The following is a 26,979-nucleotide window of genomic DNA, read 5'->3' as shown; positions in this document are numbered from 1 at the left end:
CATCGCAGCGCGGAGGCCCAAAGCCTTGGCATGAGCACGCTGCGCCGCTTGATCGACCCCTATCTCTTGATGCTGATCGCGACGGTGGCCGTCGCCGCCATATTGCCGGCGCGGGGAGAGGGGGCGGTCGTGGCGGAGTGGGTGACCGCGGTGGCGGTGGCCCTGCTGTTCTTCCTGTACGGGGCGCGGCTGTCGCCAGCGGCGATCTGGGCCGGGCTGTCGCACTGGCGGCTGCAGTCGATGGTGTTCGCCTCGACCTTCGTCCTGTTCCCGCTGATCGGCCTTGCGGTGAACGCCGTCTTCGGGCGTTTCCTGGCGCCCGAGATCGCAGTGGGCCTGCTGTACCTCAGCCTGCTGCCCTCGACGGTGCAGTCGTCGATCGCCTTCACCTCCATCGCCCGGGGCAATGTTCCCGCCGCCCTGTGCAGCGCCTCCCTGTCCAACCTGCTGGGCGTGGTCATCACCCCCATCCTCGTGACCGTCCTGCTGCCACACGCCAGCGGCGGCATCTCGCTGAAGGCGGTCGAGGACATCTCCCTGCAGATCCTTCTGCCCTTCGTCCTGGGTCAGGCGGCGCGGCCGTTGATCGGGGCCTTCCTGAGCCGACATGCCAAACTGGTCGGCTATGTCGACCGGGGCTCGATCCTGCTGGTCGTCTATGCCGCCTTCAGCGCGGGCATGGTCGCCGGCATCTGGAGCAAGCTGGACGTCCTCGATCTGGGTCTGGTCTTCCTGCTCAACATCTTGGTGCTGGGCGTCGTCATGGTCACCCTGACGATCGCGAGCCGGCGGCTGGGCTTCTCGAAGGAGGACGAGATCGCCATCGTCTTCTGCGGCTCCAAGAAGGGAATGGTTTCGGGCATCCCCATGGCCGCCATCCTGTTCGCCGGTCAGGCGGTCAGCCTGATCGTCCTGCCGTTGATGCTGTTCCATCAGATCCAGCTGTTCGTCTGCGCGGTCCTGGCTCGCCGCTACGCCGAGCGCCCCGAGCCGGAAGCGCGGCCCGAGGCCGCCACGGCAGAGCTTCGCGCTTGACCTGACCGGCGCCCCCGCGCATCCCATGGTCGAAAGAGCCTGAGGAAGCCCCCCGTGACCGACTCCAACCTGCTGTTCGCGCCCAGCCCGGCGTCGACCCGCCGCGTGCTGTTCGCCAGCCTGATCGGCACGACCATCGAGTTCTTCGACTTCTACATCTACGCCACGGCGGCGGTGCTGGTGTTTCCGGCCCTGTTCTTCCCGGGCAGCGATCCGACGGCGGCGCAGATGAGCTCCTTCGTCACCTTCGCCATCGCCTTCTTCGCCCGGCCCGTCGGCGCCGTGGTGTTTGGCCATTTCGGCGACCGGATCGGACGCAAGGCCACGCTTGTGGCCGCCCTGATGACCATGGGCCTGTCGACCATCGCCATCGGCCTGTTGCCGACCTACGCCCAGGTCGGGGTGCTGGCGCCCCTGCTGCTGGCCATCTGCCGCTTCGGTCAGGGCTTCGGCCTCGGTGGCGAGTGGGGCGGGGCGGTGCTGCTGGCGACCGAGAACGCGCCGCCCGGACGCAAGGCCTGGTTCGGCATGTTCCCGCAACTGGGCGCGCCGATCGGCTTCATCCTGTCGACCGGAGCCTTCATCCTGCTGACCAGCTTCATGGCCGAGGCGGACTTCCTGAGCTGGGGCTGGCGGATTCCGTTCATCGCCAGTTCGGCCCTGGTCTTCGTGGGCCTGTGGGTGCGGCTGCGCATCCATGAGACGCCCGAGTTCCGCAAGGTGCTGGCCAAGGCCGAGCGGGTGCGGGCCCCGGTCGTGACCCTCTTCGCCCGCTACAAGGGCGCGCTGGCGCTCGGCGCCCTGGGCGGGGCGACGACCTTCGTGGTCTTCTATCTGCTGACCGTCTGGGGCCTGTCGTGGGCGACGGGAGAGCTGGGTCTGGCCCGCGCCGACATCCTGCCGCTGCAGCTGATCGGGGTGATGTTCTTCGGCGCCTTCATCCCGGTCGCGGCCCTGGCGGCGGACAAGTGGGGGCAGCTGCGCATCCTTATGCTGGCCTCGATCGGGATCGGTCTGTTCGGCTTCCTGATCGCGCCGCTGTTCGGCGCCGGCCTGCCGGGGCTGCTGGTCTATTTCGCGCTCGGCTTCGCCCTGATGGGCTGCACCTACGGGCCGTTGAGCGCGGCCATGGCGCGGCCCTTTCCGGCGGCTGTGCGCTACACCGGAGCCTCGATGGCCTTCAATATCGCGGGCATCCTCGGCGCGTCGCTCGCGCCCTATGTGGCGACCAAGCTGGGCAAGACCTTCGGACTGGGCGCGGTGGGCCTCTATCTGTCCGGCGCGGCCCTGCTGACCACCCTGGCGCTGTGGGCCATGACCCGGCTGAGGAACGAGGAAGGCGAGGGGGCGGCCTGATCACTGGCCTGATCACTGGCCCGATCGGGGTCAGACGCTGTCGGTCACCGCATAGACCATGATCCCCGTCGCGATGGCCAGGTTCAGGCTGTCGGCCCTGCCGCGCATGGGGATCTTGACGTTGACGTCGCAGGCGGCGGCGAGCGCATCCGTCAGTCCCGCCTGCTCATTGCCCATCAGGATCAGGGACGGTTTGGCGAAGTCGGCGTCGCGATAGCCGAAGGTGGCGTCCAGTCGGGTGCCGACCACGCTGCCCGGCCAGGTCTGGCGCCAGGCCAGGAACTCGGCGGGCGTGGCCTTCGAGATGCTGACCGCGAAGACCGAACCCATGGTCGCTCTGACCGCCTCGACCGAGAAGGGATCGACGCAGTCCCCGATCAGGATGACCCCGCCGCAGCCGGCCGCGTCCGCCGTGCGGATGATGGTGCCGAGGTTGCCCGGATCGCGCACCTGCTCCAGCGCGACCCAGCAGGGCGCGCTCTCGGGCTTGAGCGCCGACAGAGGCGTATAGGCCTGTTCGAACACCGCCAGCACCGTCTGCGGGTTCTCGCGGCGGCTGATCTTCTCGAGGATCGGGTGGGTGACAGTGACGACCTCGCCCCCGGCCTTGAGCGTTTCCGCCTTCGCCCGGTCCAGCAGCGGATGCGGCCGCGCCTCCATCCCGACCAGCAGGAGCTTGGGGGTGCGGCCCTGATCCAGGGCCTCGCCGATGAACTTCAGCCCCTCGGCCAGGAAACGGCCCGTGCTCTCGCGCTCCTTGCGCATGTTCAGGGCGCGGACGGCCTTGACCGTGTCGTTGGTCAGGGAGGTGATCAGACGTTCGTCACTCATGCCGACCACCTGGCGAAGAAGCTCAGGCCGATGGCGCGGGCGTCGCCGCCGCCCTTCGGCGGATCCTCCGACAGGGCCAGTTCGCCCCAGTCGATGCGTCCGCCCCGATCGTGGGTCGCCTCGGCCATCAGATGGGCCAGCGACAGGCCCGAGACCCGCGCCGCATAGGCGTTGAGCAGCAGGAAGGAGGCGTCGTCGGCCAGGAGGGCGGCGCAGTCCTTCAGAAGCGCTGGCATGTCCTCGAACAGTCGCCAGACCTCGCCCGTCGGCCCGCGTCCGTATTTGGGCGGGTCGAGGATGATGCCCTGATACCTCGCCCCGCGCCGGACCTCCCGCGCCACATATTTGCGGGCGTCCTCGACGATCCAGCGGATCGGCTTGTCGGACATGCCCGACAGCTCGGCGTTTTCGCGGGCGTAGGCGACCGATTTCTTGGAGGCGTCGACGTGGGTCACTTCCGCGCCGGCCGCGGCGGCGGCCAGAGAGGCCACGCCGGTATATCCGAACAGGTTCAGCACCCGGGGCTTCTCAAGGGTCCGGATGCGCGCGTCCATCCATTCCCAGTTGGCGGCCTGTTCCGGGAAGAAGGCCAGGTGGCGGAAGGGGGTGAAGCGGCCGACGAAGCGCACGTCGCGCCAGGCCAGGGGGAAGGCGTCGATCGGGCCGTGCTTGTCGAAGCGCCAGCGGCCGGAATCCTCCTCCTCCTGCTGCGGATCGAACAGGGCGTTGGCGGCCTCGAAGGCGGCCGGGTCGCGCGGCGACCAGAAACACTGGGGCTCGGGCCGGACGACGGTGTGGCGCCCGTAGCGCTCCAGCTTCTTGCCGTCGCCGCTGTCCAGCAGGGCGTAGTCGGACCAGCCGGTCGTCAGCAGGGTTTCGGGGGTCTTGGAAAGAACGGGAGCCATCGGGCGCTGCTTAGAGGGTCAGGCGGCTTGTCGTCCAGCATCGACCGCGACGAGGACCTCTTCCAGCTCCGGCTCGGCATCGCGGAAATGGGCGGTCTTGTCCCATGCGAAGGGCTCCCGGACCAGCCTCCAGACCGCGTGAAAGAAGGCGAGGCTGAGCAGCGACCAGTAGGCGGGGGCGACCATCATGTCCGTCGCGGAATAGGGCACATGGGCGCGCATCGCCCCGATCTTGCCCTGCAGCCAGGCCGCGGCGGAGCCCAGCACCAGGACGCACAGGCCGAAGACCGGCGTATGCGGGGACAGGCCGGCGGTCGCGGCCACCAGCCCCGCGGCCAGCACCCAGGCCAGGCTCACCGCATGGATCGCCGCCGAGGCCAGGCCGACGCCGAGCGTCAGGATCAGGGCCGCCGCACCCCTGAGGCCCAGCCCGTCCGGGCTGCGGGTATGGACGCCCCAGGTCTGCATATAGCCCTTCAGCCAGCGGGTCCGCTGCGGCAGCCACAGCTCGAGCGCGCCCGGCGGGGTCTCGTATGTGGGCCGCGACAGCACCCCTAGTCGCCAGCCGCCGCGCCACAGCCGAAAACCCAGATCGGCGTCCTCGGTGACGTTCCAGGCGTCCCAGCCGCCCACGGTTCCCAGAACATCGGCGCGGAAATGGTTGCTGGTTCCGCCCAGCGGGAAGGGAAGGCCCAGCCGCGCGAGCGCGGGCAGGGCGACCTCGAACAGCCCCGCGTATTCGACCGCGAACTGCCGGTCCAGAAAGGGGGCGGCGTGATCGCAGCGCCCGCGCCGCCGGATGCGCAACGGCGCCTGAAGGCAGGCGAGGCGGCCCGTAGGCTCCGCGGCGAAGCGGCTGGCGGCTTCGCGCAGCTGGAACGGATCAGGATCGTCCTCCGCGTCATAGATGGTCACCAGCTCGCCCCGAGCCTGGGCGAGACCGAAATTCAGAGCGCGGGGCTTGGTCTGGGGCGAGCCCGGCGGCACGATCACGACACGCATCCAGTGGGGACGGGAAGCCCGCATCGCCGCCGCGATCGTCGCCGCATCATGGGCCTCCAGCAGCAACAGCGCCTCCAGCCTGTCTGCCGGATAGTCGATCATCGACAGACGCGCGATGAGTTGGCCGACTACCTCCGCCTCGTCATGCAGGGCGGCGAGGATCGTGTAACGCGGCCAGCCGCCCTTCGGCTGTATCATCTCCGACGGCTGCAAGAGGGCGGGGTTCCGGCTGATCAGGATGGTTGCGATCCGCCAGACCGCCAGGATCACGAACCCGATCTGCACGCCGAGGATCAGCCAGTCCGTCGTGTCCTTCCAGACCGCCAGGGCGGCGAGGCTGACAACCAGAGCAAGAGCCAGCGACAGGGTCTGAAAGACACTGACGCCTCTCCAGCCCGCGCTTTCGCACGGGGAACAGCCCCCTACGGCCCGTTCTGGTCCGCCCCCCGCCATGGGAAATGGTTAACTTGGGGTTGCGTTCGAATCAAGCCATGCTGGGAGGTGATTGCCGCCTGCCCGCGAATGGGTTTATGCAATCGACCCGTTCGTGGAGTTTGGTCCTTGTCCGACGCACCAACCGCCAGTCTCGCTTCTCCCGAAACCGCCGGCCGTTCCGCGCGAAAGCCCAAGGGCGAGGGCCATGTCCGCCGCGCCGAGATCCTGGCCGCCGCCGAGCGCATCTTCGTCGAGCACGGCTATGAGGGCGCGACGATCCGCAAGATCGCCGACGAGGTCGGACTGTCCTCCACCGCCCTCTACATGCACTTCTCCGAGAAGGGCGAGATCCTGCATGAGATCTGCCGCGAGGCCTTCGAGAAGCTGATCTGCGAGAACCGCGCCATCACCGCGGTGAATGAGCCCGCCGAGGTCAAGCTGCGGCACATGCTGGAGGCCTATGTGCGCTTCGGCTTCACCAATCCGAACGCCTATCGGCTGGTCTATCTGACCCGTCCGGTCGAGGCCCGGCACGGCGCCCAGTCGGCGGCCCAGCAGATGGGCGCCGAACTGTTCCGCACCTTCGAGGATCTGCTGGCCCAGCTGATCGCCGCGGACCGGCTGCGCGTCGACAACGCCAAACTGGCCGGCCAGGTCTTCTGGGCCGGGGCGCACGGCGTGGTGTCCCTGGTGATCACCAAGCCCTATTTCGGCTGGGTCGAGCGCGACCTTCTGACCCGGACCATGATCGACGCCCTGCTGACGGGCCTGATCAAGGACTGACCGACCCTACGGCTGGCCCGAGGGCTGGTAGGGCGTCGCCGTATAGGGCTGCGGCCCCGGAACCACGCCGCGCGAAATGTCCGACGACAGGGTCAGCGGCGCCGAACCGCCGTTCAGCCTGGCCTTGTAGACCGACATATTCTCCATCACCCGCATCATATAGTTGCGCGTCTCGGTGAAGGGCGCGCACTCGATGTAGTCGATGGCGGCGTCCGGGCCGGTGCGCGGGTCGCCGCAACGGGCCACCCACTGCGGCGGGCGGGCGGGGCCGGCGTTATAGCCGACCGTCGTCATCAGCATCGAGCCGCCGTAGTTGTTCATCAGCTCGCCCAGATGATAGCTGCCGAGCGTCATATTGTAGTCCGGCTCCCACAGCCGCTCGGCCGAATAGCCCATGCCCAGGCGCCGGGCGACGCCCGAGGCGGTGGCGGGCAGGAACTGCATCATGCCGCGCGCATCGGCGCCGGAACGGGCGCGCGGGTCGAAGCTGGATTCCTGACGGGTGATGGCCAGGGTGAACTCCAGCGGCGCCGCGCCGCCGACCTGGGGCGGGATGCGGATCGGATACATGCGCTCGGGCATCAGGACGCCGCGCTGGCTGGCCGCGCGGCCGACCATCATGGCCCCGAAGCCGTCGCCATAGGCGCGCGACAGATCCATCAGCTGGGCCAGGTCGGTCGCGCCGGGCACGGTGTCGTCAAGGTGGTAGGCGAAGACCCGGAACAGGCTCATTTCGCCCGTCTCGCCGAGGATGCGCATCGCGCGCACCACCTCGTTGGCCTCGAACCGGGCGACGTCGGCGGCGCTGACGGCAGGATCGGCCGGCAGGGTCAGGGTCGTATAGCCGGCCTTTTCGGCGGCGAGCTGGCCGTAGAAGGTCTGGATATGAGTCGATCCGGCCCGGTACCACTGCTGGGCGCCGTTGCGATCCCCTTGCGCCTCGGCCGCCCGGCCCAGCCAGTAGAGGGCGCGGCCCTGGGTGATCGGAGTCGAGGAGACGGTGCGCAGGGTCTCGAAATGCCGCGCCGCCCGCGCCGGGTCGTTCAGCTTGGTCAGGGCCACCCATCCCGCGAAGAACTCGGCGTCCACCTTGCGGTCGCCGCCGGCGAAGCCGTGGCCGTTCATGGCGTCATAGGCGGCCTGCCAGTTCCGGTCCTGCAGGGCGTCGAGATAGTAGTTGCGGCGCTCGCTCCAGAGGGTGTTCTGACCCTCGGAATGCAGCGGGGCAGGCGGCAGGTAGCGCAGCAGCTCATAGCCTTCGCGCTCGCGGTTCGCGCCGCGCAGGATCCGCACCCGCTCCAGCACCACATTGGGATCCAGCGCCTGGCTGGCGCTCAGCGAGGCGACGATGGCGTCGGGGCTATAGGCGGTCCGCAGGGACAGGACGGCATTGGCGATGGCCGCCCGCTCCGGCGAGACCAGGCTGATCATGGACCGCGTCGCCGGGCCGTGCGGACCCGACAGCAGCATGTTCAGCCGCGCCTCGTGGTCGGCCGGGGTGAGCCAGTTGCTCCACTGGCCCAGGATGCGGCTCTGGTTGGCGTCGTCGAACGACTGGGTGCGCCACCAGTCTGTGATCAGCCGTCGAGCCTCATCGGTGCGGCCCGTCTGCTGCAGGGCCCAGGTCAGGGCGATCGCGCCCTGGACGGTCGTCGGCTTGCTGTCGCCGAAGAAGGCGAGGACGGCGTTGGGCTGCAGCCCCGCGCGGTCCAGGGCGATTTCGCCGGCGGCGCGGCGTCCGTCCGCCCGGGGCCAGCCGGCCAGGGTCCGCTGGTCGCGCGACAGTTCGTCAAAGGCCAGCTGCGGCGCCGAGGTGTCGACCAGGGCCCATTCCACCAGCTTGCGCGCGGTCTGGTCGTTGATGCGGGCGATGGCGTCCTGGGTGGCGATGACGTTGCGGGCGCGGGCCGCCGCCAGGCCTTCGCGGAAGGCGGCGCCGTCCGAGGCGCTCAGCACGCGCGGCTGGTTGGTCGGGTTCGGGGTTCCCACGACCTCTGAATAGGGCTGGGGTCCGGTGTTCAGTTCCGACGTCGTCTGCGGCAATGCGGAAGGGAGCGGCGCGAGGATCGCAAGGGCCGCGGCCAGGCTGGTCGCTATCATCGTTCGAACAAACCCCATTCAACCCGGTTGCAGCGGCCAAGCCGGCAACCTACCCTCTACCGCTTGATCCGGGCGCGCGTCGCCCCTTTCCCACGCAGGTAGAGTAGTTCCTATGTCCGCCCCCTTGTTCAAGGGCGTGATCACCGCCCTGATCACACCACTTCGTGACGGAAACGTGGACGAAGCCGCGCTCGAAGCCCTGGTGGAGCGTCAGGTCGCTGCTGGCGTGCACGGCGTCGTCGCCGTCGGCACGACGGGCGAGGGCGGGGGCCTGACTATCGAGGAACACAAGCGCGTGACCGCCCTGTGCGTTCGTGTCGCGGCCGGCCGGATCAAGGTCATCGCGGGCGCCGGATCGCCCGCCACCTACGAATCGATCGACCTGGCCGCCCACGGCAAGGCGTGCGGCTGCGATGGCTCGCTCGTCGTGACGCCCTATTACAATCGCCCGTCCCAGGCAGGCCTGATCGCCCACTTCGAGGCGGTCGCCGAGGCGGTCCAGCTGCCGCAGATCATCTACAATGTCCCGGGCCGCACCGGCGTCGACCTGTCGAACGAGAGCGTCGCGCGCCTGGCCCGACACCCGAACATCGTCGCCATCAAGGACGCCACCGGAGACATGAGCCGGGCCAGCTGGATGCACGCCAACATCGTCTCGCAGGAGACGCAGTTCGACCTGATCTCGGGCGATGACCCCAGCTTCCTCGGCTATCTGGCCCATGGCGGCGTCGGCCTGATCTCGGTGACCGCCAATGTCGCGCCCGAGGGCATGGTCGCCCTCTACAACGCCGTCATGGCCGGCGACTTCGCCACCGCCCGCGTCTGGCAGGACCGGCTGATCGGCCTGCACAAGGCCCTGTTCCTCGACGCCTCGCCGGCCCCGGCCAAGTATGCGCTGGCGAAGCTGGGCCTGTGCTCGGAAGAGATGCGCCTGCCGCTGGTGCCGACCAGTGACGCGGTCAAGCCGGCCATCGACGCGGCGCTTGTCGCCGCCGGCGTGAGCTGATGGCGCCGAAGAAGGAAAAGGAGCCGATCTCGACGGCCAAGACGATCGCCGAGAACCGCCGGGCGAAGTTCGACTACTTCCTCGAGGACAACGTCGAGGCCGGGATCATGCTGCTTGGCACCGAGATCAAGTCCCTGCGCATGGGTCGGGCCAACATCGCCGAGAGCTATGCGGCGGTGGAGGGTCGCGAGATCGTCCTGATCAACGCCGACATCCCGCCCTACGTCCAGGCCAACCGCTTCAACCACGAGCCGCGCCGGCCGCGGAAGCTGCTGCTGCACCGCAAGCAGATCGACAAGCTGATCGGGGCTGTCCAGAAGGACGGCCAGACCATCATCCCGATCCGCCTGTATCTGAACGACGACGGCAAGGCCAAGCTCGAGATCGCCCTCGCCAAGGGCAAGAAGCTCCACGACAAGCGCGAGACCTCGGCTGAACGCGACTGGCAGAGGGACAAGGCCCGGCTGCTGCGCGACAAGGGCTGAGTTGGGGGAGGGCGGCCGCGACCGCCCTCAGGGCCGCTACTTCTTGCCCGGGATCTGGGTGAAGGGCGAGGTTCCCACACTGACGGCCGGCTTGGGTTTCTCCGCCTTGGGCTTGCGGACTTCCTTGTTGCTGCGCACCTGACCCTTGGCCATGACCGCTCTCCGAAACGCCTGCCGCCGGGAAGGCGGGTCGGGGCGTCGGCGGCCAGCCATACGCGCCGTCCCCCGTTCTGTCCCGGCTTATCGAACGCCTGTTGACGAGAACACAAACAGAACATAGAACATACCCGGAACACACAGTCTGGGGATAAGCCTATGTCGCGGTTGGTCAGGGATATGCTGTCGCTTGCATCGTGCAGCGGCTTTGTCTGGATGGTCTGGCAGGCGGCCCTGCTGGCGTCATGAGTCGCTTCCGGCCTGCCGAAGAGGATCAGGCCATCACCGAAGCTGTCTCCACCACGGGTTTCGTCCATCTGAGGGTCCGCTCGGCCTATTCGCTGCTGGAAGGCGCGATCAAGGCGGGCAAGATCCCCAAGCTGGCGGCCGACGCGGGGATGCCGGCGGTGGGGGTGGCGGACCGCGCCAACCTGTTCGGCGCGCTGGAGTTCTCTGAGGCGGCCAAGGGCGCGGGGGTTCAGCCCCTGATCGCCTGCGCCCTGCCGGTCACCGGCATCGGCGGCCGGGCGGGCGAGCGCTGGGCCAAGGTCCCGACCGTGGTCCTGATCTGTCAGGACGCGACGGGCTGGGGCAATCTCGCGGCCCTGTCGTCCTCCGCCTATCTCGACGCCGGCGACAACGAGCCCGGCGTGCCGTGGGAGAAGATCGTCGCCCATTCGGAGGGGCTGATCCTGCTGTCCGGCGGTCCCGACGGCCCGGTCGATCCCCTCTATGTCCAGAACAAGACCGCCGAGGGCGATGCGGCCCTGGCCGAGATGGCCCGGGTCTTCGGAGACCGCTTCTATGTCGAGCTCCAGCGCCACGGCCTGCCTCACGAAGGGCAGGGGGAGCAGGGGCTGGTCCGCTGGGCCTATGCCAATGACGTGCCCCTGGTCGCCACCAATGACGTCTATTACGCCAAACAGGCCCAGGCGAAGTCGCACGACGCCCTGCTGTGCATCGCCGACGGCGCCTTCACCGGTCAGGAGGACCGGCGCCGGATCACCGACCAGCACTGGTTCAAGTCCGCCGAGGCCATGCGCGAGCTGTTCGCCGACCTGCCCGAGGCCTGCGACAACACCATCGACATCGCCCGCCGCTGCGCCTTCCTGGTCAAGACCCACGCGCCCATCCTGCCGCGGTTCGACACCGGCGCGGGCCGTTCCGAGGCCGATGAACTGGCCCACCAGGCCCGCGAAGGGCTCAAGGTCCGGCTGACCGAAGTCACCGCCGCGGTCCCCGAGGAAGAGTATTGGAGCCGCCTCGAATGGGAGGTCGGGATCATCCAGCAGATGGGCTTCCCGGGCTACTTCCTGATCGTTTCGGACTTCATCAAATGGGCCAAGGACCACTCGATCCCGGTCGGACCGGGGCGGGGCTCCGGGGCCGGGTCACTGGTCGCCTGGGCCCTGACCATCACCGACCTCGACCCCCTGCGGTTCGGTCTGCTGTTCGAGCGCTTCCTGAACCCCGAACGGGTCTCCATGCCCGACTTCGACATCGACTTCTGTCAGGAGCGTCGCGAAGAGGTCATCGACTACGTCCAGGCCCATTACGGCAAGGACCGGGTGGCCCAGATCATCACCTTCGGCACCCTGCAGGCGCGGGCCGTGCTGCGCGACGTCGGCCGGGTGCTGCAGATGCCGCTGGGCCAGGTCGACCGGCTCTGCAAGATGGTGCCCAACAACCCGGCCAATCCGGTGACCTTGGCCCAGGCCATCGATCTGGAGCCGCGCCTGAAGGAGGCGCGCGACGCCGAGCCGGCGGTGCGGAACCTTCTGGAGACGGCGCTGGAGCTCGAGGGCCTCTACCGCAACGCCTCGACCCACGCCGCCGGCATCGTCATCGGCGACCGGCCCCTGGTCGAGCTGGTGCCCCTGTATCAGGACCCGCGCTCCACCATCCCGGCCAGCCAGTTCAACATGAAGTGGGTCGAGCCGGCGGGTCTGGTCAAGTTCGACTTCCTCGGCCTGAAGACCCTGACGACGCTCGACCGCGCCCACGGCTATCTGTCGCGGCGCGGCGCGGCGCCGGTCTGGAACCAGCTGCCGCTGGACGACAAGACCACCTATGAGCTGATGGCCTCGGGCCAGACGGTGGGGGTGTTCCAGCTGGAATCCCAGGGCATGCGCGACACCCTGCGCAAGATGCGCTGCGGCTCCATCGAGGAGATCACCGCCCTGATCTCCCTCTATCGGCCGGGCCCGATGGAGATGATCGACACCTACATCGACCGCAAGTTCGGCCGGGCCGAGGTCGACTATCTGCACCCCTCCCTCAAGGAGGTCCTGACCGAGACCTACGGCGTCATCATCTACCAGGAGCAGGTGATGAAGATCGCCCAGATCCTGGCGGGCTACAGCCTCGGTGAGGCCGACCTTCTTCGCCGCGCCATGGGCAAGAAGAAGAAGGAGGAGATGGACTTCCAGAAGGCGCGCTTCATCAAGGGCGCGTCCGAGAAGTCCGTGCCGGAGCAGCAGTCGGACAGTATCTTCGAGCTGGTGGCCAAGTTCGCGGGCTATGGCTTCAACAAGTCCCACGCCGCCGCCTACGCCCTGATCAGCTATCAGACGGGCTGGCTGAAGGCGAACGCCCCGGTCGAGTTCTTCGCCGCCTCCATGTCGCTCGATCTGTCGAACACCGACAAGCTGGCGGTCTTCTACCAGGACGCCCGCAAGTTCGAGGTGCCGGTCCTGGCGCCCGACGTGAACCGCTCCTCGGCCGACTTCGACGTCAGCTGGGAGGAGGGCAAGGGGTCGGTCCTCTATGCGCTCGGGGCCATCCGCAACGTGGGCCTCGAGGCGATGAAGCATCTGGTCGAGGTGCGCGAGACCGGCGGCCGCTTCACCGACATCTTCGACTTCCTCGAGCGGGTCGATCCGCGCGCGGTCAACAAGCGGGCGCTGGAAGGGCTGGCGCGGGCCGGCGCCTTCGACACCATCCATCCGAACCGTCGCCAGCTGTTCGAACAGGCCGACGTCCTGATGGCCTATTGCCAGAGCGTGGCGGCCGACCGGACCTCGTCGCAGGTCAGCCTGTTCGGCGCCGATCAGGCCGCCGCCGCCCGCCCGCGCCTCAAGAGCGTCGAGCCGTGGATCGGGCCCGAGCAGCTGGATCACGAGCTCTCGGCCGTCGGCTTCTACCTGTCCGGCCACCCGCTGGAGGACATGATCCCGGCCCTGAAGAGAAAGCGCGTGACCTTCGTCGCCGAGGCCACGGCCCTGGCCGAGAGCGGCCATGAGGCCTTCATGATGGCCGGGGTCGTGCGCCGCCGTCAGGAGCGGGCCAGCGCCCGGACCGGCGAGAAGTTCGCCTTCGTCAACTTCTCGGACCCGACCGGCGAGTTCGAATGCCTGTTCCCGCCCGAGCAGCTGAGGAAGTGCCGCGAGGTGCTGGAGGTCGGGGCCTCGGTCCTGGTCCGCATCCGCGCCAAGTCCTCGGACGGGGAGGTGCGCTTCTTCGGCGACGACGCCTCGCGGCTGGACACCCTGATCGACGAGTCGACCGCGGGGATGCGGGTCCACGTCTCGGCGCGGGGCACGGACGCCGAGGCCATCCGCGCGCGGCTGGAACGGTCGCAGCAGGCGTCGAAGGGCGCCAAGGGCGGGGAGATCACCCTGGTCGCCTCGCTGGACGGGCGCCGCGAGGTCGAGCTGCGACTGCCTGGCCGCTACCGCATGGACGCCGCCCTGCGCGGGGCGCTCAAGTCCGCGCCGGGCGTGCTGATGCTGGAGGACGCGTGATGTCCGGACGGGTCGCCGCCGCCCTGCTGATTCTGGCCTCGGCCACCGGAGCCGCCGCGTCCGAACCCCCGACTGGAGCCGTCATGACCGAAGCCGCTCAAGCGCCCGCCGAGACCCGCCACGCCCGCGGGACCTTCGACGTGACCATCACCCCGGTCCAGCCGGGTGCGGACGCCGCGCCCGATGCGCCGGGTCGGATGACCCTGGCCAAGACCTTCCATGGCGGCCTGAGCGGGACCGGCGTGGGCGAGATGCTGGCCACCATGGCCGGCGGGAACTCGGGGGCCTATGTGGCGATGGAGCGGGTGACCGGGACGCTGGACGGGCGCGAAGGGACCTTCGCCCTGGTCCACCGGGGGCTGATGGATCAGGGGGCGCAGGAGCTTCTGATCACCATCGTGCCGGGCTCGGGCACGGGGGCGCTGACGGGGATCGCAGGCGTCTTCCACCTGACGATCGAGGGCGGCGAGCACCGCTACGACCTCGAGTACAGCCTGCCGGCGAACTGATCCCGAGCCGTCCCTGTCCGGTCACGGACATGGGAACGAACGGCGCCCGCAGCGGTTCTCCCCGGCAACCAAGGGAGACCCCATGATCCGAACCTTCGCCAAACCCGTCCTCGCCGCCGCCGCCGTCGCCGCCCTTCTCGCGGCCTGCAGCCAGCAGCAGACGGACAAGACCGCCGACGACGCGAACGCCGCCGTCAACGCGGCCCAGGACGCGACCTCGACCGCGGTCGGCCAGACCTCGGCGGCGACCCTGGGCGCCAACACCGTGGGCGGCTTCGTCAACGGCCTGGCCGTCTCCGACATGTACGAGCTGGAGGCGGCCAAGATCGCCTATTCCAAGTCCGACAACGCCGACGTCAAGGCGCTGGCGGCCATGATCACGACCGACCACACGGCCTCCTCGGCCAAGCTGAAGGCCCTGGCCCCGACGGCGGCGCCGACCGTGGCCCTGCCGACCGCGCTGGACGAGCGCCGTCAGGGGCTGATCGACAACCTCAAGGCGGCGTCTGCGGCCGACTTCGACAAAGTCTTCCTGACCCAGCAGGCGGCGGCCCATGACGAGGCCCTGACCCTGCTGAACGGCTTCGCCGACAACACCGAGGCCCCGACGCTGGCGGCGCTGGCCCGGGAGATCACCCCCAAGGTCACGGCGCACCGCGACCGGGCGAAGGCCCTCCTGGACGCGATGCACTGACCCTCGGGCATCGCTGACAGGTCTCTGGGGAGAGAGCGGAAGGGCGGTCCTGCGGGGCCGCCCTTCCTGCGTCTGGGCCCCTATGGCGCCGGGACGAAGGCCTCGCGGGGCAGGCCGCCGACGGTGTAGAGCCGCTCGGTCGGGAGCTTCAGGACGAGGCCCGAGTGGGGCAGGGTCAGGTCCGAGACGGCGCCGCGCAGGCCCGCCATGGGGCCGCCGGTGACCCGCGCTCCGAGGGCGTCGAAGCCGATGGCGAGGCCCTCGCCCATACTGCCGGTCCAGCGGCTGACGCGGACCGAGACCGGGCCGTCGTGATGCTTGCCGGGGCGGGGCAGGACCTGTTCGACCCACTGGCGGGGGACGCCGGTCTCGCGCTCCTCGGAGGGTAGGTTGTGGACCTGATAACCGGTCGGGGCGCTGACGAACCAGCCCATGACGGCGCGGGCGACGACGGTGTTGCCGCCGCTGGGGGTGTCGGTCAGGTCGATGACGATGGGCTGGCCGGGGCGGGCGGCGGCCATGGCCGCGTCGAAGGCGGCGACGGTCCCGTCCTGACCCAGGCTGTCGTTGAAGCGGATGACCAGGGCGTCTCCCTCGGTCCGGACGTCCAGCGGCGGGCGGTCGACCGCCCCCACGTAGAGGTTGGGCAGGGTGAGGCGGCGGGCTCCGGCGGGGCCGTCGAAGGTCAGCTCGCGGGGCCGATCGCGGCGGCCGGCGGCGAGGACGCGGGCCCCACAGGCGGCGCGCTCGCCCTCTGCGGTCAGGCCCAGAGGGCTCCAGAAGGCGGCGACGGCGGCGGCCGTGGGGGTCTTGCCGACGGCGGTCAGGCGGTCACCGGGCCGGACGCCCGAGGCCTCGGCTGGGGAGCCGGGGCGGACTGCGGTGATGACGTAGTCGGCGCCCCCGTCTCTGGCCTGGGCCTCGATCCAGAGGTCGCCGTAGGTGGGGACGATGGCCCAGTCGTCGCTGAACGACCGGCCGGTGATGGCGTGGTGGTCGGCCAGGGCGGTCAGGGCGTGTTCGGCGTAGCGGAGCAGGGACCGGCTGTCAGAGACGGCCTCAGCCTCGGCCTTGAGCTCCGGCGTCATCGGCATGACCCCGCCTGGGAAGCGGTCGAGGTAGGCGTACTGGCTGTCGATCAGCGGCTGGATCGACAGGGCGTCCTCCCGGAAAGCGGCGGCGTCGGGAGCGGTCTGGGCTGCCGGGGTCTGGGCGGCGGCGGGGAGGGCGGCGATCGGGCCTGAGGCGAGGCAGAGGGCGGCCAGAGCGGCAGCCAGAACCGGGAAGGAAAATCGGGCGGGTGCAGAAAAAGCGGGGTGCAAGGTGCGGCTCCGGAGCGGGACGACCTTTGGGTAACCGGGCTCGGCGGCGACCGGTAGTTACGCTTTCGTCAGGCGGGCCGCGGGCTGTCAGCAGCGGCAGAATGCACTCAAAAAAAGCGGGTGCAAAAAGTGCAATTTTGAAAGTCACAGCGCAGGTTTCGCCTGCAAGACTCTGAATTCAAACGATGCATAGCCGGTGATACTTTTGCACTCGGAGTGCACGCGTGTGCAGGTGTTCGTGGATGTCAAAGACCAGAGACGATAGTTCGGGCACAGTCTAGCACGGTGGGGACGGGTGCCGGACCGATTGCGGCGCGAGCGCCGCAGGCCTTTGATTTACCTGCGGTTGGACCGTTGGTAAGTGGTAGCCCGTTCACGAAATCCAGGCCGGCTTGCCGCCCGCGACCGTCCATGATCCGTCATCGGCTCGGCGCAGGTAGAAGAAGACGCCGGCGCCGCAGGTGCGGACCCCGCAGAGATAATGGGCATAGGCCATGGCCTCGCGGCCTTCGGTGCTGAGGACGGGCAGGGAGAAGGCATAGACCACGGTCCCGTCGGGCGCCTCGACCCGGGCCTTCGTGGCTTCGTCATCGCCGAAGCGGACGCCCAGAGCGCCCAGCCGGGCGGCGAGGTCGGGGCAGGTCGTGACGACGTCGCCGCCGGCCCTCACGAAACCCAGCTGGTCCGGCCACTCTGCGCCTTCCATTGGCCCTCGGCGTCGCGTTTCAACCAGGTCACGAAGCCCGAGCCGCAGAGGGCGCCGCAGACCCCGCTGGAATGCATCAGGGCCGACCGGCCGTCCGCACTGATCACAGGGAGGGAGAAGGAGAAAATGTCGGACGAATAGACCATCAATATGCGGCCCTCGGCGTCGCGTCCGCGTTGGATCATCGCAGTTACCGCTTCGTCGCCGAACTCCACCCCGTCGCGCGCGAGCGTCCGGGTCAGTTCAGGACAGGAGGCCAGAAGATCGACGTTCGGCGTGGCGAGGAAGCGGGCCGCAAGATCGCGTGGCGGCTTCTGGTCCCGGATCCAGCCGAGCAGGAACTGTGTCAGGCTGATCTTGCTGTCCCCAAAGCCGGCGTCGGAAGTGATGATGACCGGCTTCTCTCGCCCCTGAAGCCGTTCCGCGATCACCGACCGGGCCACCTCGCACCGCGCCGCGAGGGCGGGGTCGTGCTGAACGGGTGCGGGCGCGGGCCAGAGGGCGGCGAGGAGGAGGGCGAGGGGCGGCAGAAGCATGTATAGGAGCTCCGATCAGGAAGGGAGCCTATGCGGCTTGCCTTTTGCCTCCAATCCCCCTACATCCGCGCCCACTTCACACGCAGGCGTGGCGTGGGTCGGGGAGACATCCCGGTCCGGGCCGTTCCGAGGGGCCATTCGGCTCTTTCACCGTCTGCGGCGGAATAATCGGAAAAAGGACTTCCAAAGATGGCTCTGCCTGAATTCTCCATGCGCACCCTGCTCGAAGCCGGTGCTCACTTCGGCCACCAGACGCACCGCTGGAACCCGAAGATGGATCGCTACATCTTCGGCGCGCGCTCGAACATCCACATCATCGACCTGTCGCAGACGATGCCCCTGTTCCACCAGGCTCTGGTGGCCGTGCGTGACGTCGCCGCGAAGGGCGGCCGCGTCCTGTTCGTCGGCACCAAGCGCCAGGCCTCGGACCCGGTGGCTGAAGCCGCCAAGCGCTGCGCCCAGTACTATGTGAATCACCGCTGGCTCGGCGGCACCCTGACCAACTGGCGCACCGTGTCGGGCTCGATCGCCCGCCTGCGCGAGCTGGAAGGCATCATGGAGCGCGGCGGCGAAGGCCGGGTCAAGAAGGAACTGGTGACCCTGGGTCGCGAGAAGGACAAGCTGGAACTGTCCCTCGGCGGCATCAAGGACATGGGCTCCATCCCGGATATCATGTTCGTGATCGACACCAACAAGGAAGCGATCGCGATCCTGGAAGCCCGCAAGCTGAACATCCCGGTCATCGCCATCCTGGACACCAACTCGGATCCGGACGGCATCACCTATCCGGTGCCCGGCAACGATGACGCCGCCCGCGCCATCCAGACCTACTGCGACCTGATCGCCGACGCCGTCCTGGACGGCCTGGCCGCCGGCGCCGGCGCTGCCGGTGTCGACCTGGGCGCCTCGGAAAACCCGGTTGAGCCGATGCTGGCCGAAGCCTCGGCTCCGGTTGAAGCCGACGCCGCCCCGGCCGGCACGGAAGGTGTCGCCGCCGAGCTGGAAGCCGCCCAGACCGAAGAAGCCGCGGGCTAAGGCCCTCTACCGCGGCCTTAAACAAAGGCCGTGCGTTGAACTGACACACGGCCGGGCTAACCAAGCCCGGCCGTTACCGCATTACGAATACCCAGGAGCTATACAATGGCTGAGATCACCGCCGCCCTCGTGATGGAACTGCGCGCCAAGTCCGGCGTGGGCATGATGGACTGCAAGAAGGCCCTGCAAGAGACCGACGGCGACATCAACGCCGCGATCGACTGGCTGCGCGCCAAGGGCCTGTCCAAGGCCGCCAAGAAGGCCGACCGCGTCGCCGCTGAAGGCCTGGTCGCCGTCGCCACGCGCGATGAGGGCAAGGGCGAAATCGGCGCCGCCATCGAGTTCAACTCGGAAACCGACTTCGTCGCCCGCAACGAGCTGTTCCAGAACGCCGCCAACCAGTTCGCCGTTCACGGCCTGGAGCACGGTTCGGTCGAGGACCTGCACGGCGCGGTTCTGGAAAACGGCAAGTCCGTCCAGGACGAAGTGACCCAGATGATCGCCACCATCGGCGAGAACATGCAGCTGCGTCGCGCCGCGCGTCTGGCCGTGTCGGAAGGCGTCGTCGCCTCCTACGTCCACAACGCCGTCTCGCCGGGCCTGGGCCGCATCGGCGTTCTGGTCGCCCTGGAAGGCGAAGGCGACAAGGCCGCCCTGCGTGAACTGGGCCGCAAGATCGCCATGCACGTCGCCGCGACCGCCCCGCTGTCGCTGAACACCGACGACCTGGACCCCGCCGCCATCGAGAAGGAACGTCAGGTCCTGACCGAAAAGGCCAAGGAAGAAGGCAAGCCGGAAAACATGATCGCCAAGATCGTGGAAGGCCAGATCAACAAGTTCCAGAAGGACGTGGTGCTGTCCAAGCAACCGTTCGTCATGGACCCCGACGTGACCGTCGAGCAGCTGGTCGCCAACACGGCCAAGGACCTCGGCTCGTCCAACCTGCACCTGGCCGGCTTCGTGCGCCTGGCCCTGGGTGAAGGCGTCGAGAAGGTCGAAGGCCCGGACTTCGCCACCGAAGTCGCCTCGATGATGCAGGGCTAAGCCTTTGGGCTAAGTCCTCGGTTCATCCGAAGACCACGGAAGGGGCCGGCGAGCGATCGCCGGCCCCTTTTGCGTTTCGCGGCGCTGCTGCGGCGAAGGGGCGTTTGCGAACCGTGACGGTTCCGGGCACAGAAGGGCCTCATTTGAGTCTGGATCGAAGTTGGGGCCCCCGCCATGTCACGTCTGCTCGCCGCCGTTTCCGCCGCCGCCTTGTTCATCGCCACGCCGTCGCTGGCCCAGGAGGTGGACCTGAACGCCGTCAACGGCATCGTCGATCAGGGCATGAACCACAGCCAGGTGATGCAGACGGCCCAGCACCTGACCGACGTCATCGGCGGCCGCCTGACCAACTCGCCGGCCATGCGTCAGGCCGAGGGCTGGACCCAGCAGCAGTTCCGCGACTGGGGCCTGTCGAACGTCCATGCCGAGGGCTTCGAGTTCGGCCGCGGCTGGTCGATCGTGCGCTCGAGCGCGCGGATGATCGAGCCCCGTCCGCTGGACCTGCACGCCATCCCGATCGCCTGGACGCCCGGCACCGGCGGGACCATCAGCGGCCCGGTCGTGGTCGCTCCGATCACCTCGGCCGGCCAGTTCGACGCCTGGAAGGGCAAGCTGCAGGGCAAGATCGTGATGATCTCGACCCCGGACACGGGCTCGGAGCCCGACACGGCGCCCTTCCTGCGCTGGACCGACGCCCAGCTGGCCGACCGGATGTCCTTCTCCCAGCCGCGCAACGATCCGGCAGGCGCCGAGCGGGCGCTGCGTGGCCCGCAGGCCGAATTTGCGGGCAAGCTGGACGCCTTCCTGAAGGCCGAGGGCGCCATCGCCATGGTGCGGATGTCGGCGCGTGACGGCGACCTGCTGCACGGCACCGGCTCGGGCTATCGCGTCGGCCAGACCCCGACCGTGCCCGGCATGGAGCTGGCGGCCGAGGACTATCGCCGTCTGGCCCGCCTGGCCCTGAGCGGCACGGCGCCGACGCTGGAGCTGATGAGCGAGGTCCAGTACGACGACTCAGACGTCAACGCCTACAACATCATCGCAGACATCCCGGGTTCGGCCCGGGGCGGCGAATACGTCATGGCCGGCGCCCACCTGGACAGCTGGGTCGCGGGCGACGGGGCCTCGGACAACGCCGCCGGCAGCGCGGTGATCATGGAGGCCGCGCGCATCCTGAAGGCCATGGGCGTCAAGCCCAAGCGCACCATCCGCTTCGCCCTGTGGAGCGGGGAAGAGCAGGGGCTGTGGGGCTCGCTGGCCTATGTCGACCAGCATCTGGCGACGCGGGCGCCGCTGAGCGATCCGGCCTTCGCCAACATGCCCAACAACCGCACCTGGCGCGCCCGCTGGCCGATCCAGCCGCGTTCGACCTATTCGGACCTGGTCGCCTATTTCAACATCGACAACGGCTCGGGCAAGATCCGCGGCATCAACGCCGAGGGCAATATCGCCGCCGCCCCGATCCTGGAGCAGTGGCTGAAGCCGTTCGAGAGCATGGGCGTGACGACGGTGGGCCTGCGCCCGTCGGGCGGCACCGACCACGTCTATATGCAGACCGTGGGCGTCCCGGGCTTCCAGTTCATCCAGGACCCGCTCGACTACAACAGCCGCATCCACCACACCTCGGTCGACACCTACGACCACCTGAAGGCCGAGGACCTGCGTCAGGCGGCCGTGGTGCTGGCCAGCATCCTGCTGAGCGCGGCCAACAGCGACGAGCCCCTGCCGCGCATGCCGCTGCCGACCACGCCGACGCCGAGCGACCCGTTCGCCTATCCGGCCCGCGACTGAGACGATCTGCGAAAAGATCGTATCCATAAGGCTTTGAAGCGAGGGGCGCCCTTCGTCTATAAGGCGCTGTCCCGAATCCGCGCCGCCCCTCGCGAAAGAGCTTTCCCATGTCCGACGTCGAACACGCCCCGAAATATAAACGGGTGCTGCTGAAGGTGTCGGGCGAGGTGCTGATGGGCGACCAGCCCTACGGCATCGACATGAAGACGGTCGCCGAGGTGGCCCGGGCCGTCGGCTCGGTCGCCAGCGAGGGCATCGAGATCTGCCTGGTGATCGGCGGCGGCAACATCTTCCGCGGCCTGTCGAAGGCGGCCGGGGACATGGACCGCGCCACCGCCGACCAGATGGGCATGCTGGCCACGGTCATGAACGCCCTGGCCATGCAGGCGGCGCTGGAGAAGATCGGCGTCCAGACCCGGGTGCAGAGCGCCCTGACCATGCCGGCCGTCGCCGAACCCTACATCCGCCGTCGCGCCCTGCGTCATCTGGAAAAGGGCCGGGTCGTGATCTTCGCCGCCGGCGTTGGCGCACCGTTCTTCACGACCGACTCGGGCGCCGCCCTGCGCGCCGCCGAAATGGGCTGCGACGCCCTGCTGAAGGGCACCAGCGTGGACGGCGTCTATACGGCCGACCCCAAGAAGGACAAGAACGCCACCCGTTACGATACGCTGACCTATCAGCAGGTGCTGGCGCAGGACCTGCGCGTCATGGACGCCTCGGCCGTGGCCCTGATGCGCGACAGCGGCATTCCGATCGTCGTCTTCTCGATCCGGGAGGAGGGGGCCTTCCACCGAGTGCTGCGCGGCGAGGGCGCCTTTACGGTGATCAGCGACAACGCCACCGTCGCCTGACTATAAGAGACTCAAGGAGAACAACATGGCGAAGCCAGACCTGAACACCTATCGCGAGCGCATGGACAAGTCCGTGGCCTCGCTGAAGGAAGAATACTCGGGCCTGCGCACCGGCCGGGCCCACGCCGGCCTGCTGGATCCGGTCTCGGTCGAGGCCTATGGCTCGCGCTCGCCGCTGAACGCCGTCGCCGCGATCAGCGTGCCCGAGCCGCGCATGATCTCGGTCAATGTCTGGGACAAGTCGATGGTCGGTCCGGTCGAGAAGGCCATCCGCTCCGCCGGCCTGGGCCTGAACCCCGTCACCGACGGCCAGACCCTGCGCATCCCCGTGCCGCCCCTGACCGAGGAGCGCCGCAAGGACCTGGCCAAACTGGCCGCCAAATACGCCGAACAGCAGAAGATCGCCGTGCGCAACGTGCGCCGCGACGCCAACGACGACCTGAAGAAGGCCGAGAAGGCGGGCGACATCAGCCAGGACGAACAGAAGAAGATGGAGACCGAGGTCCAGAAGGACACCGACGCCGCCATCAAACGCATCGACGAGACCTTGAAGACCAAGGAAGTTGAGATCATGCAGGTCTGAGGTCCGCCTCAGGTCCTGCCAGGACGCTATGAAATGACGGCACCCACCGCCGGTCTGCCCGAACCTGTCGAAGGTCCGAAGCATGTCGCGCTCATCATGGACGGCAACGGTCGCTGGGCGCAGGCCCGGGGGCTGCCGCGCGCCATGGGCCACCGCGAGGGGGTCCAGGCCCTGAAACGCACCGTCCAGGCCGCGCCCCAGTACGGAATCGAATGCCTGACGGTGTTCGGCTTCTCGACCGAGAACTGGCGCCGCCCGGTGGAGGAAGTGTCGGACCTGATGGGTCTGGTGCGCTCCTATGTGGCCAGCGATCTGAACCGACTGGCGCGCGAGGGCGTGCGGGTGCGGGTGCTGGGCCGCCGCAAGGGCCTGCCCGCCGACATCGCCGCCATCGTGGACCGGGCCGAGGCCCAGACCGCCCACAACACCCGCTTCCTGCTGCAGGTCGCGTTCAACTACGGCGGTCAGGCCGACATCGTCGACGCCGCCCAGCGCCATATCGACAAGGTCCTGGCCGGTGAGGCCGTCGGCCCGCTGGACGAGGCGGCTCTGAGCGCCGGCCTGTCGACCGCGGGCGGACCGCCGGTCGACCTGATCGTGCGCACCTCGGGCGAGCAGCGGCTGTCGAACTTCCTGCTGTGGGAAGCCGCCTACGCTGAAATGGTGTTCCAGAACGTCCTCTGGCCCGACTATGGCGCCGGACCGCTGGGCGAGGCCGTCGAACAGTATCGCAACAGGGATCGCCGGTTCGGCGGGCTGATGGCGCAACCGGCGCTCGCGACGGGCTGATGGCGCTCAAGGTGGGGGACATCGGCATTCGCGCCGCGTCAGCCGTCGTGCTGGCGCCCGCCGCCGTCCTGGCCACCTGGGCCGGGGGCGTGTGGTTCCTTGCCCTGATCCTGATCGCCTGCGCCCTGCTGGCCGTCGAATGGGCGATGATGAGCGCGCCCGGCGCCTGGCGGATGATGACCGGGGCGGTGGCCCTGGGTCTGTTCGCAGCGGTCGTGACGGCGCATGTCGGGCAACTTTCACTGGCTCTTGTGCTGCTGGTCTTTGGAGCGGGGGCGGCGGGCCTGTTCGCGCGCAGCCGGGGGCAGGAGGCCCTGAACGCGGCCTATGGCGTCCTCTATCTGGGCTGGCCGGCGGTGCTGCTGATCTGGCTGAGGGACGATCATTCGCCGGTCGGGCTGCACTGGACGGTGCTGGTTTTCGCCGTGGCCTGGGCCTCGGACATCCTGGCCTATCTGGTCGGCAGCGCCGTGGGCGGGCCCAAGCTGTGGCCGCGCTTTTCGCCCAACAAGACCTGGTCCGGCTTCATCGGCGGGTTGGCGGCCGGGATGATCGCCGGCGCCGGAATGGCGCACTGGCTGGAGATGGGCCGTCTGAACATGTTCTGGGGCGCCGTCCTGGGTCTGGCCGCCGCGCTGGCGACCATGGCCGGCGATCTGTGGGAATCGGGCCTGAAACGCCGCTTCGGGGTCAAGGACGCGGGCAATCTGATCCCCGGCCACGGCGGACTGATGGACCGGGTCGACGGCCTGATGTTCGCGGTCGTGGTGGTGGCCCTGGGTCGCTGGCTGGTGATCCTGCTGGAGCGAACGGTATGATCCGGCGCCGCGTCAGCGTGCTGGGGTCGACCGGCTCGGTCGGCTGTTCGACGCTGGACCTGATGGATCAGGCCGAGGCGGCCGGGACCGGCGCCTTCGAGGTCGAGGTCCTGACGGGCGGCGGCAATGTCGCCCGGCTGGCCGAACAGGCGCGGCGCTGGAAGCCGAAGCAGGTGGTCGTCGCCGATCCGAAGCGTCTGCAGGACCTGCGCGACGCCCTCGGCGGACTCGATATCGACGTGGCGGCGGGGGATGAGGCGGTCGTCGAGGCCGCGCACCGGCCCGCCGACTGGATCATGGCCTCCATCGTCGGCGCGGCGGGGCTGCGCTCGACCTGGGCGGCGGCGGGGACGGGGGCGACCCTGGCCCTGGCCAACAAGGAAAGCCTGGTCTGCTGCGGCCCGCGCCTGATCGAGCGGATCGCAAACAGCGGCGGGACGCTGATCCCGGTCGATTCGGAGCATTCGGCCATCTTTCAGGTGTTCCCTGCCGAGGCGCCGGAGCGGGTCGAAAAGCTGATCCTGACCGCCTCGGGCGGGCCGTTCCGCAGAACGCCCCTGGCCGAGATGGCGCGGATGACACCCGAACAGGCCGTGGCCCACCCCAATTGGTCGATGGGCGCCAAGATCTCGGTCGACAGCGCGACCATGGCCAACAAGGGTCTGGAGACCATCGAGGCCGCCTATCTGTTCAATATGCCGGCCGAAAAGATCGACGTCGTGGTCCATCCCGAATCGATCATCCATTCGATGGTCGAGTACGTCGACGGCTCGACCCTGGCCCAGATGGGGCCGCCGGACATGAAGACGCCGATCGCCTGCGCCCTGGCGTGGCCGCACCGCCTGGCCTGGCCGGCGCCGAAGCTGGACCTGGCCGCGCTCGGCAAACTGACGTTCGAGGCGCCGGATTACGAGCGATTCCCGGCGCTGAAACTGGCCCGCGAGGCCCTGACGGCGGGCGGTTCGGCCCCCACGGTGTTCAACGCCGCCAATGAGGTCGCCGCATACGCCTTCCTTGACCGTCGGCTGACCTTTCTCAATATTGCCGCAGTCGTCGCCGAAACGCTTGAGCGGGCGATGAGCGCGGGGATGGATTCCGGTTTCAACGATGCCTGCGACGCGGCCCTGGCCGTCGACGCAGAAGCACGGAGAATCGCGGGAGGCATCGTCGCCAGCCTGGCTATCGCCGCCTGAGGCGAAGGAGACGACGTTCGAATGCTGAGCGCCCTGGGTCAGATCCTGATCTACATCGTGCCCTTCCTGCTGGTGCTGACCTTCGTCGTCACCATCCATGAGCTGGGCCACTATCTGATTGCGCGCGCCTTCAACGTGAAGATGGACCGGTTCGCGATCGGTTTCGGCCGGGCCCTGCTGAGCCGCACCGACAAGCGCGGCGTCGAATGGCGGGTCGGCTGGATCCCGCTGGGCGGCTATGTGAAATTCTCGGGCGATCTGGATGCCGCCAGCGTGCCGGACCAGGCGGGTCTGGCCGAGCTGCGCGGGCGCGTCATCGCCGAGCACGGCCCGGGCGCAGAGCGCGACTATTTCCACTTCAAGCCGGTGTGGCAGCGGGCCCTGATCACCGCCGGCGGACCGTTCGCCAATTTCGTCCTGGCCATCACCCTTTTCACCATCCTGTTCTCGCTGGTCGGGGTGGTCCTGCATCCGGCGCGGGTCGCCGAGGTCGCTCCGGGATCGCCCGCCGCGATCGCCGGGTTCCGCGCGGGCGATGTCATCACTGAAATCAGCGGCAAGGCGATCCGGGATTCGTCGGACGTCATGCGCAAGGTCAATCTGAGCAGCGGCGACCCCGTCGACTTCACGGTCGAACGCGCCGGCGCGTCCGTCCACCTCACCGCCACGCCGGAACGGCAGGTCTGGAACGACCCCGTCGCCGGCCGGGTCAGCGCGGGCCGGATCGGCATCAGTCTGGCCTCGACCCGGGCCGAAACCCGCTATGTCCGCTACAATCCCGTTCAGGCGGTGGGCGAGGGAGTGCGTCAGACGGGCGAAATCCTCGGCACGACGATGAAATACATCGGCCGCATCTTCTCGGGCCGCGAGTCCGGCGACCAGCTGAGCGGGCCGCTCGGCATGGCCAAGGCCTCCGGCGCCCTGACCAGCGCCGCCGTCGCGGCCAACCCGGACCCCGTCGCCATCGTGCTGAATCTGCTCCTCACGATGACAAGCTTCGCCGCCATACTTTCGATCGGAATCGGCTTCATCAATCTGATGCCCATCCCGGTTCTGGACGGTGGTCACCTGGTTTTCTACGCCTACGAAGCTGTGGCGCAGAAACCCGTGGCGGCCAGGGTTCAGGAGGCGGGATACCGGGTCGGTCTTGCTTTGCTGGCGGGTTTGATGTTGTTCGCGACCTGGAACGACTTGCAGAAGCTGAACCTGTTCAAATTCCTCGGCGGGCTCGTCAGTTGAGCCGACGCCAGCCCCCGATGGTTTCCCGTATG

General features: G+C 68.6%; 25 protein-coding genes. 17 read left to right on the top strand and 8 right to left on the bottom strand.

The features are described from left to right. Window positions 1–30: 30 nt before the first annotated feature. Both AC1ROD_RS09230 and AC1ROD_RS09225 read left to right on the top strand, forming a co-directional pair. Window positions 31–1,035: a bile acid:sodium symporter family protein gene (locus AC1ROD_RS09230; protein ID WP_492947965.1), complete on the top strand. Its 1,005-nt coding sequence runs from the start codon at window positions 31–33 to the stop codon at window positions 1,033–1,035. Between the two features lie 54 nt (window positions 1,036–1,089). Continuing rightward, window positions 1,090–2,391 (top strand): MFS transporter, encoded by a 1,302-nt coding sequence (locus AC1ROD_RS09225; RefSeq protein ID WP_492947964.1) that lies wholly within the window; start codon window positions 1,090–1,092, stop codon window positions 2,389–2,391. 30 nt (window positions 2,392–2,421) lie between these two features. On the opposite strand, the gene AC1ROD_RS09220 is transcribed toward AC1ROD_RS09225, so the two are convergent. From AC1ROD_RS09220 to AC1ROD_RS09210, 3 genes are read right to left on the bottom strand one after another with little or no spacing between them, the layout of a single operon-like run. Then, the gene (locus tag AC1ROD_RS09220; protein WP_492947963.1) at window positions 2,422–3,222 is read right to left on the bottom strand and encodes a TrmH family RNA methyltransferase; all 801 of its coding nucleotides are present in this window, start codon (window positions 3,220–3,222) and stop codon (window positions 2,422–2,424) included. Beyond that, complete coding sequence (locus tag AC1ROD_RS09215; RefSeq protein ID WP_492947962.1) at window positions 3,219–4,127, bottom strand: RsmD family RNA methyltransferase; 909 nt, start codon at window positions 4,125–4,127, stop codon at window positions 3,219–3,221. The genes AC1ROD_RS09220 and AC1ROD_RS09215 overlap by 4 nt, the downstream gene beginning before the upstream one ends. An 18-nt stretch (window positions 4,128–4,145) precedes the next feature. Then, window positions 4,146–5,582, bottom strand: a complete 1,437-nt coding sequence (locus AC1ROD_RS09210) for a glycosyltransferase (protein WP_492947961.1) — start codon at window positions 5,580–5,582, stop codon at window positions 4,146–4,148. Window positions 5,583–5,690: 108 nt separating this feature from the next. On the opposite strand from AC1ROD_RS09210, the gene AC1ROD_RS09205 reads away from it, so the two are divergent. Next, window positions 5,691–6,347 carry a TetR/AcrR family transcriptional regulator gene (locus AC1ROD_RS09205; protein WP_492947960.1) on the top strand — a complete coding sequence of 219 codons (657 nt, stop codon included), beginning with the start codon at window positions 5,691–5,693 and terminating at the stop codon, window positions 6,345–6,347. 6 nt (window positions 6,348–6,353) lie between these two features. Here the strand turns inward: AC1ROD_RS09205 and AC1ROD_RS09200 are convergent, their stop codons facing one another. Continuing rightward, on the bottom strand, window positions 6,354–8,447 hold the full coding sequence (locus tag AC1ROD_RS09200) for a lytic transglycosylase domain-containing protein (protein WP_492947959.1): 2,094 nt from the start codon (window positions 8,445–8,447) through the stop codon (window positions 6,354–6,356). Window positions 8,448–8,559: 112 nt separating this feature from the next. Between AC1ROD_RS09200 and dapA the strand changes: the two genes are divergently transcribed. Both dapA and smpB read left to right on the top strand, forming a co-directional pair. Beyond that, window positions 8,560–9,453 carry a 4-hydroxy-tetrahydrodipicolinate synthase gene (dapA, locus tag AC1ROD_RS09195; protein ID WP_492947958.1) on the top strand — a complete coding sequence of 298 codons (894 nt, stop codon included), beginning with the start codon at window positions 8,560–8,562 and terminating at the stop codon, window positions 9,451–9,453. Beyond that, window positions 9,453–9,938, top strand: coding sequence for an SsrA-binding protein SmpB (smpB, locus tag AC1ROD_RS09190; RefSeq protein ID WP_492947957.1), 486 nt, complete (start codon window positions 9,453–9,455; stop codon window positions 9,936–9,938). Before dapA ends, smpB begins: the two co-directional genes overlap by 1 nt. Window positions 9,939–9,974: 36 nt before the next feature. On the opposite strand, the gene AC1ROD_RS09185 is transcribed toward smpB, so the two are convergent. Next, on the bottom strand, window positions 9,975–10,091 hold the full coding sequence (locus tag AC1ROD_RS09185) for a hypothetical protein (protein WP_492947956.1): 117 nt from the start codon (window positions 10,089–10,091) through the stop codon (window positions 9,975–9,977). Window positions 10,092–10,339: 248 nt separating this feature from the next. On the opposite strand from AC1ROD_RS09185, the gene dnaE reads away from it, so the two are divergent. The 3 genes from dnaE (at window position 10,340) to AC1ROD_RS09170 (ending at window position 15,040) form a co-directional block, all read left to right on the top strand. After that, window positions 10,340–13,837 (top strand): DNA polymerase III subunit alpha, encoded by a 3,498-nt coding sequence (gene dnaE / locus AC1ROD_RS09180; protein ID WP_492947955.1) that lies wholly within the window; start codon window positions 10,340–10,342, stop codon window positions 13,835–13,837. Beyond that, a complete protein-coding gene (locus AC1ROD_RS09175; RefSeq protein WP_492947954.1) occupies window positions 13,837–14,346 on the top strand; it encodes a DUF3224 domain-containing protein in 510 nt (169 codons plus the stop codon). Before dnaE ends, AC1ROD_RS09175 begins: the two co-directional genes overlap by 1 nt. Before the next feature lie 82 nt (window positions 14,347–14,428). Then, entirely contained in the window at window positions 14,429–15,040 is a 612-nt protein-coding gene (locus AC1ROD_RS09170; protein WP_492947953.1) for a DUF4142 domain-containing protein, read from the top strand. A gap of 80 nt (window positions 15,041–15,120) precedes the next feature. Here the strand turns inward: AC1ROD_RS09170 and AC1ROD_RS09165 are convergent, their stop codons facing one another. The 3 genes from AC1ROD_RS09165 to AC1ROD_RS09155 all read right to left on the bottom strand — a co-directional run bounded on the left by AC1ROD_RS09165 (window position 15,121) and on the right by AC1ROD_RS09155 (window position 17,604). Continuing rightward, on the bottom strand, window positions 15,121–16,362 hold the full coding sequence (locus AC1ROD_RS09165; RefSeq protein WP_492947952.1) for a S41 family peptidase: 1,242 nt from the start codon (window positions 16,360–16,362) through the stop codon (window positions 15,121–15,123). Between the two features lie 373 nt (window positions 16,363–16,735). Then, entirely contained in the window at window positions 16,736–17,068 is a 333-nt protein-coding gene (locus tag AC1ROD_RS09160) for a hypothetical protein (protein ID WP_492947951.1), read from the bottom strand. Then, entirely contained in the window at window positions 17,029–17,604 is a 576-nt protein-coding gene (locus AC1ROD_RS09155; protein ID WP_492947950.1) for a hypothetical protein, read from the bottom strand. The genes AC1ROD_RS09160 and AC1ROD_RS09155 overlap by 40 nt, the downstream gene beginning before the upstream one ends. A gap of 189 nt (window positions 17,605–17,793) precedes the next feature. On the opposite strand from AC1ROD_RS09155, the gene rpsB reads away from it, so the two are divergent. From rpsB to AC1ROD_RS09110, 9 genes are all read left to right on the top strand, one after another. Then, window positions 17,794–18,639 carry a 30S ribosomal protein S2 gene (gene rpsB / locus AC1ROD_RS09150; protein WP_492947949.1) on the top strand — a complete coding sequence of 282 codons (846 nt, stop codon included), beginning with the start codon at window positions 17,794–17,796 and terminating at the stop codon, window positions 18,637–18,639. A gap of 105 nt (window positions 18,640–18,744) precedes the next feature. Further along, window positions 18,745–19,683, top strand: coding sequence for a translation elongation factor Ts (gene tsf, locus AC1ROD_RS09145; protein ID WP_492947948.1), 939 nt, complete (start codon window positions 18,745–18,747; stop codon window positions 19,681–19,683). A gap of 174 nt (window positions 19,684–19,857) precedes the next feature. Next, window positions 19,858–21,474 (top strand): M20/M25/M40 family metallo-hydrolase, encoded by a 1,617-nt coding sequence (locus tag AC1ROD_RS09140; protein WP_492947947.1) that lies wholly within the window; start codon window positions 19,858–19,860, stop codon window positions 21,472–21,474. Window positions 21,475–21,581: 107 nt separating this feature from the next. Beyond that, a complete protein-coding gene (gene pyrH / locus AC1ROD_RS09135) occupies window positions 21,582–22,325 on the top strand; it encodes a UMP kinase (protein ID WP_492947946.1) in 744 nt (247 codons plus the stop codon). A gap of 25 nt (window positions 22,326–22,350) precedes the next feature. Then, window positions 22,351–22,908 (top strand): ribosome recycling factor, encoded by a 558-nt coding sequence (gene frr / locus AC1ROD_RS09130; protein WP_492947945.1) that lies wholly within the window; start codon window positions 22,351–22,353, stop codon window positions 22,906–22,908. Between the two features lie 33 nt (window positions 22,909–22,941). Then, on the top strand, window positions 22,942–23,697 hold the full coding sequence (uppS, locus tag AC1ROD_RS09125; RefSeq protein ID WP_492947944.1) for a polyprenyl diphosphate synthase: 756 nt from the start codon (window positions 22,942–22,944) through the stop codon (window positions 23,695–23,697). Further along, window positions 23,697–24,515, top strand: a complete 819-nt coding sequence (locus tag AC1ROD_RS09120) for a phosphatidate cytidylyltransferase (protein ID WP_492947943.1) — start codon at window positions 23,697–23,699, stop codon at window positions 24,513–24,515. The genes uppS and AC1ROD_RS09120 overlap by 1 nt, the downstream gene beginning before the upstream one ends. Further along, window positions 24,512–25,708 carry a 1-deoxy-D-xylulose-5-phosphate reductoisomerase gene (gene dxr / locus AC1ROD_RS09115; protein WP_492947942.1) on the top strand — a complete coding sequence of 399 codons (1,197 nt, stop codon included), beginning with the start codon at window positions 24,512–24,514 and terminating at the stop codon, window positions 25,706–25,708. The genes AC1ROD_RS09120 and dxr overlap by 4 nt, the downstream gene beginning before the upstream one ends. A 21-nt stretch (window positions 25,709–25,729) precedes the next feature. Beyond that, window positions 25,730–26,947, top strand: coding sequence for a M50 family metallopeptidase (locus tag AC1ROD_RS09110; RefSeq protein WP_492947941.1), 1,218 nt, complete (start codon window positions 25,730–25,732; stop codon window positions 26,945–26,947). Window positions 26,948–26,979: the final 32 nt, after the last annotated feature.

The organism is Brevundimonas sp. GW821-FHT12E07 (assembly GCF_058807035.1).
The sequence above is the reverse complement of the archived record's forward strand: the minus strand, read 5'-3'. Positions and strand labels throughout refer to the sequence as shown.

What these genes read in the sequence shown, in the direction of transcription:
- AC1ROD_RS09230 (WP_492947965.1), top strand. Translation starts at nt 31, where the DNA reads ATGAGCACGCTGCGCCGCTTGATCGACCCCTATCTCTTGATGCTGATC.
- AC1ROD_RS09220 (WP_492947963.1), bottom strand. Translation starts at nt 3,222, where the DNA reads ATGAGTGACGAACGTCTGATCACCTCCCTGACCAACGACACGGTCAAG.
- AC1ROD_RS09215 (WP_492947962.1), bottom strand. Translation starts at nt 4,127, where the DNA reads ATGGCTCCCGTTCTTTCCAAGACCCCCGAAACCCTGCTGACGACCGGC.
- AC1ROD_RS09210 (WP_492947961.1), bottom strand. Translation starts at nt 5,582, where the DNA reads ATGGCGGGGGGCGGACCAGAACGGGCCGTAGGGGGCTGTTCCCCGTGC.
- AC1ROD_RS09200 (WP_492947959.1), bottom strand. Translation starts at nt 8,447, where the DNA reads ATGATAGCGACCAGCCTGGCCGCGGCCCTTGCGATCCTCGCGCCGCTC.
- dapA (WP_492947958.1), top strand. Translation starts at nt 8,560, where the DNA reads ATGTCCGCCCCCTTGTTCAAGGGCGTGATCACCGCCCTGATCACACCA.
- smpB (WP_492947957.1), top strand. Translation starts at nt 9,453, where the DNA reads ATGGCGCCGAAGAAGGAAAAGGAGCCGATCTCGACGGCCAAGACGATC.
- AC1ROD_RS09185 (WP_492947956.1), bottom strand. Translation starts at nt 10,091, where the DNA reads ATGGCCAAGGGTCAGGTGCGCAGCAACAAGGAAGTCCGCAAGCCCAAG.
- dnaE (WP_492947955.1), top strand. Translation starts at nt 10,340, where the DNA reads ATGAGTCGCTTCCGGCCTGCCGAAGAGGATCAGGCCATCACCGAAGCT.
- AC1ROD_RS09175 (WP_492947954.1), top strand. Translation starts at nt 13,837, where the DNA reads ATGTCCGGACGGGTCGCCGCCGCCCTGCTGATTCTGGCCTCGGCCACC.
- AC1ROD_RS09170 (WP_492947953.1), top strand. Translation starts at nt 14,429, where the DNA reads ATGATCCGAACCTTCGCCAAACCCGTCCTCGCCGCCGCCGCCGTCGCC.
- AC1ROD_RS09160 (WP_492947951.1), bottom strand. Translation starts at nt 17,068, where the DNA reads ATGGAAGGCGCAGAGTGGCCGGACCAGCTGGGTTTCGTGAGGGCCGGC.
- AC1ROD_RS09155 (WP_492947950.1), bottom strand. Translation starts at nt 17,604, where the DNA reads ATGCTTCTGCCGCCCCTCGCCCTCCTCCTCGCCGCCCTCTGGCCCGCG.
- rpsB (WP_492947949.1), top strand. Translation starts at nt 17,794, where the DNA reads ATGGCTCTGCCTGAATTCTCCATGCGCACCCTGCTCGAAGCCGGTGCT.
- tsf (WP_492947948.1), top strand. Translation starts at nt 18,745, where the DNA reads ATGGCTGAGATCACCGCCGCCCTCGTGATGGAACTGCGCGCCAAGTCC.
- AC1ROD_RS09140 (WP_492947947.1), top strand. Translation starts at nt 19,858, where the DNA reads ATGTCACGTCTGCTCGCCGCCGTTTCCGCCGCCGCCTTGTTCATCGCC.
- pyrH (WP_492947946.1), top strand. Translation starts at nt 21,582, where the DNA reads ATGTCCGACGTCGAACACGCCCCGAAATATAAACGGGTGCTGCTGAAG.
- frr (WP_492947945.1), top strand. Translation starts at nt 22,351, where the DNA reads ATGGCGAAGCCAGACCTGAACACCTATCGCGAGCGCATGGACAAGTCC.
- uppS (WP_492947944.1), top strand. Translation starts at nt 22,942, where the DNA reads ATGACGGCACCCACCGCCGGTCTGCCCGAACCTGTCGAAGGTCCGAAG.
- AC1ROD_RS09120 (WP_492947943.1), top strand. Translation starts at nt 23,697, where the DNA reads ATGGCGCTCAAGGTGGGGGACATCGGCATTCGCGCCGCGTCAGCCGTC.
- dxr (WP_492947942.1), top strand. Translation starts at nt 24,512, where the DNA reads ATGATCCGGCGCCGCGTCAGCGTGCTGGGGTCGACCGGCTCGGTCGGC.
- AC1ROD_RS09110 (WP_492947941.1), top strand. Translation starts at nt 25,730, where the DNA reads ATGCTGAGCGCCCTGGGTCAGATCCTGATCTACATCGTGCCCTTCCTG.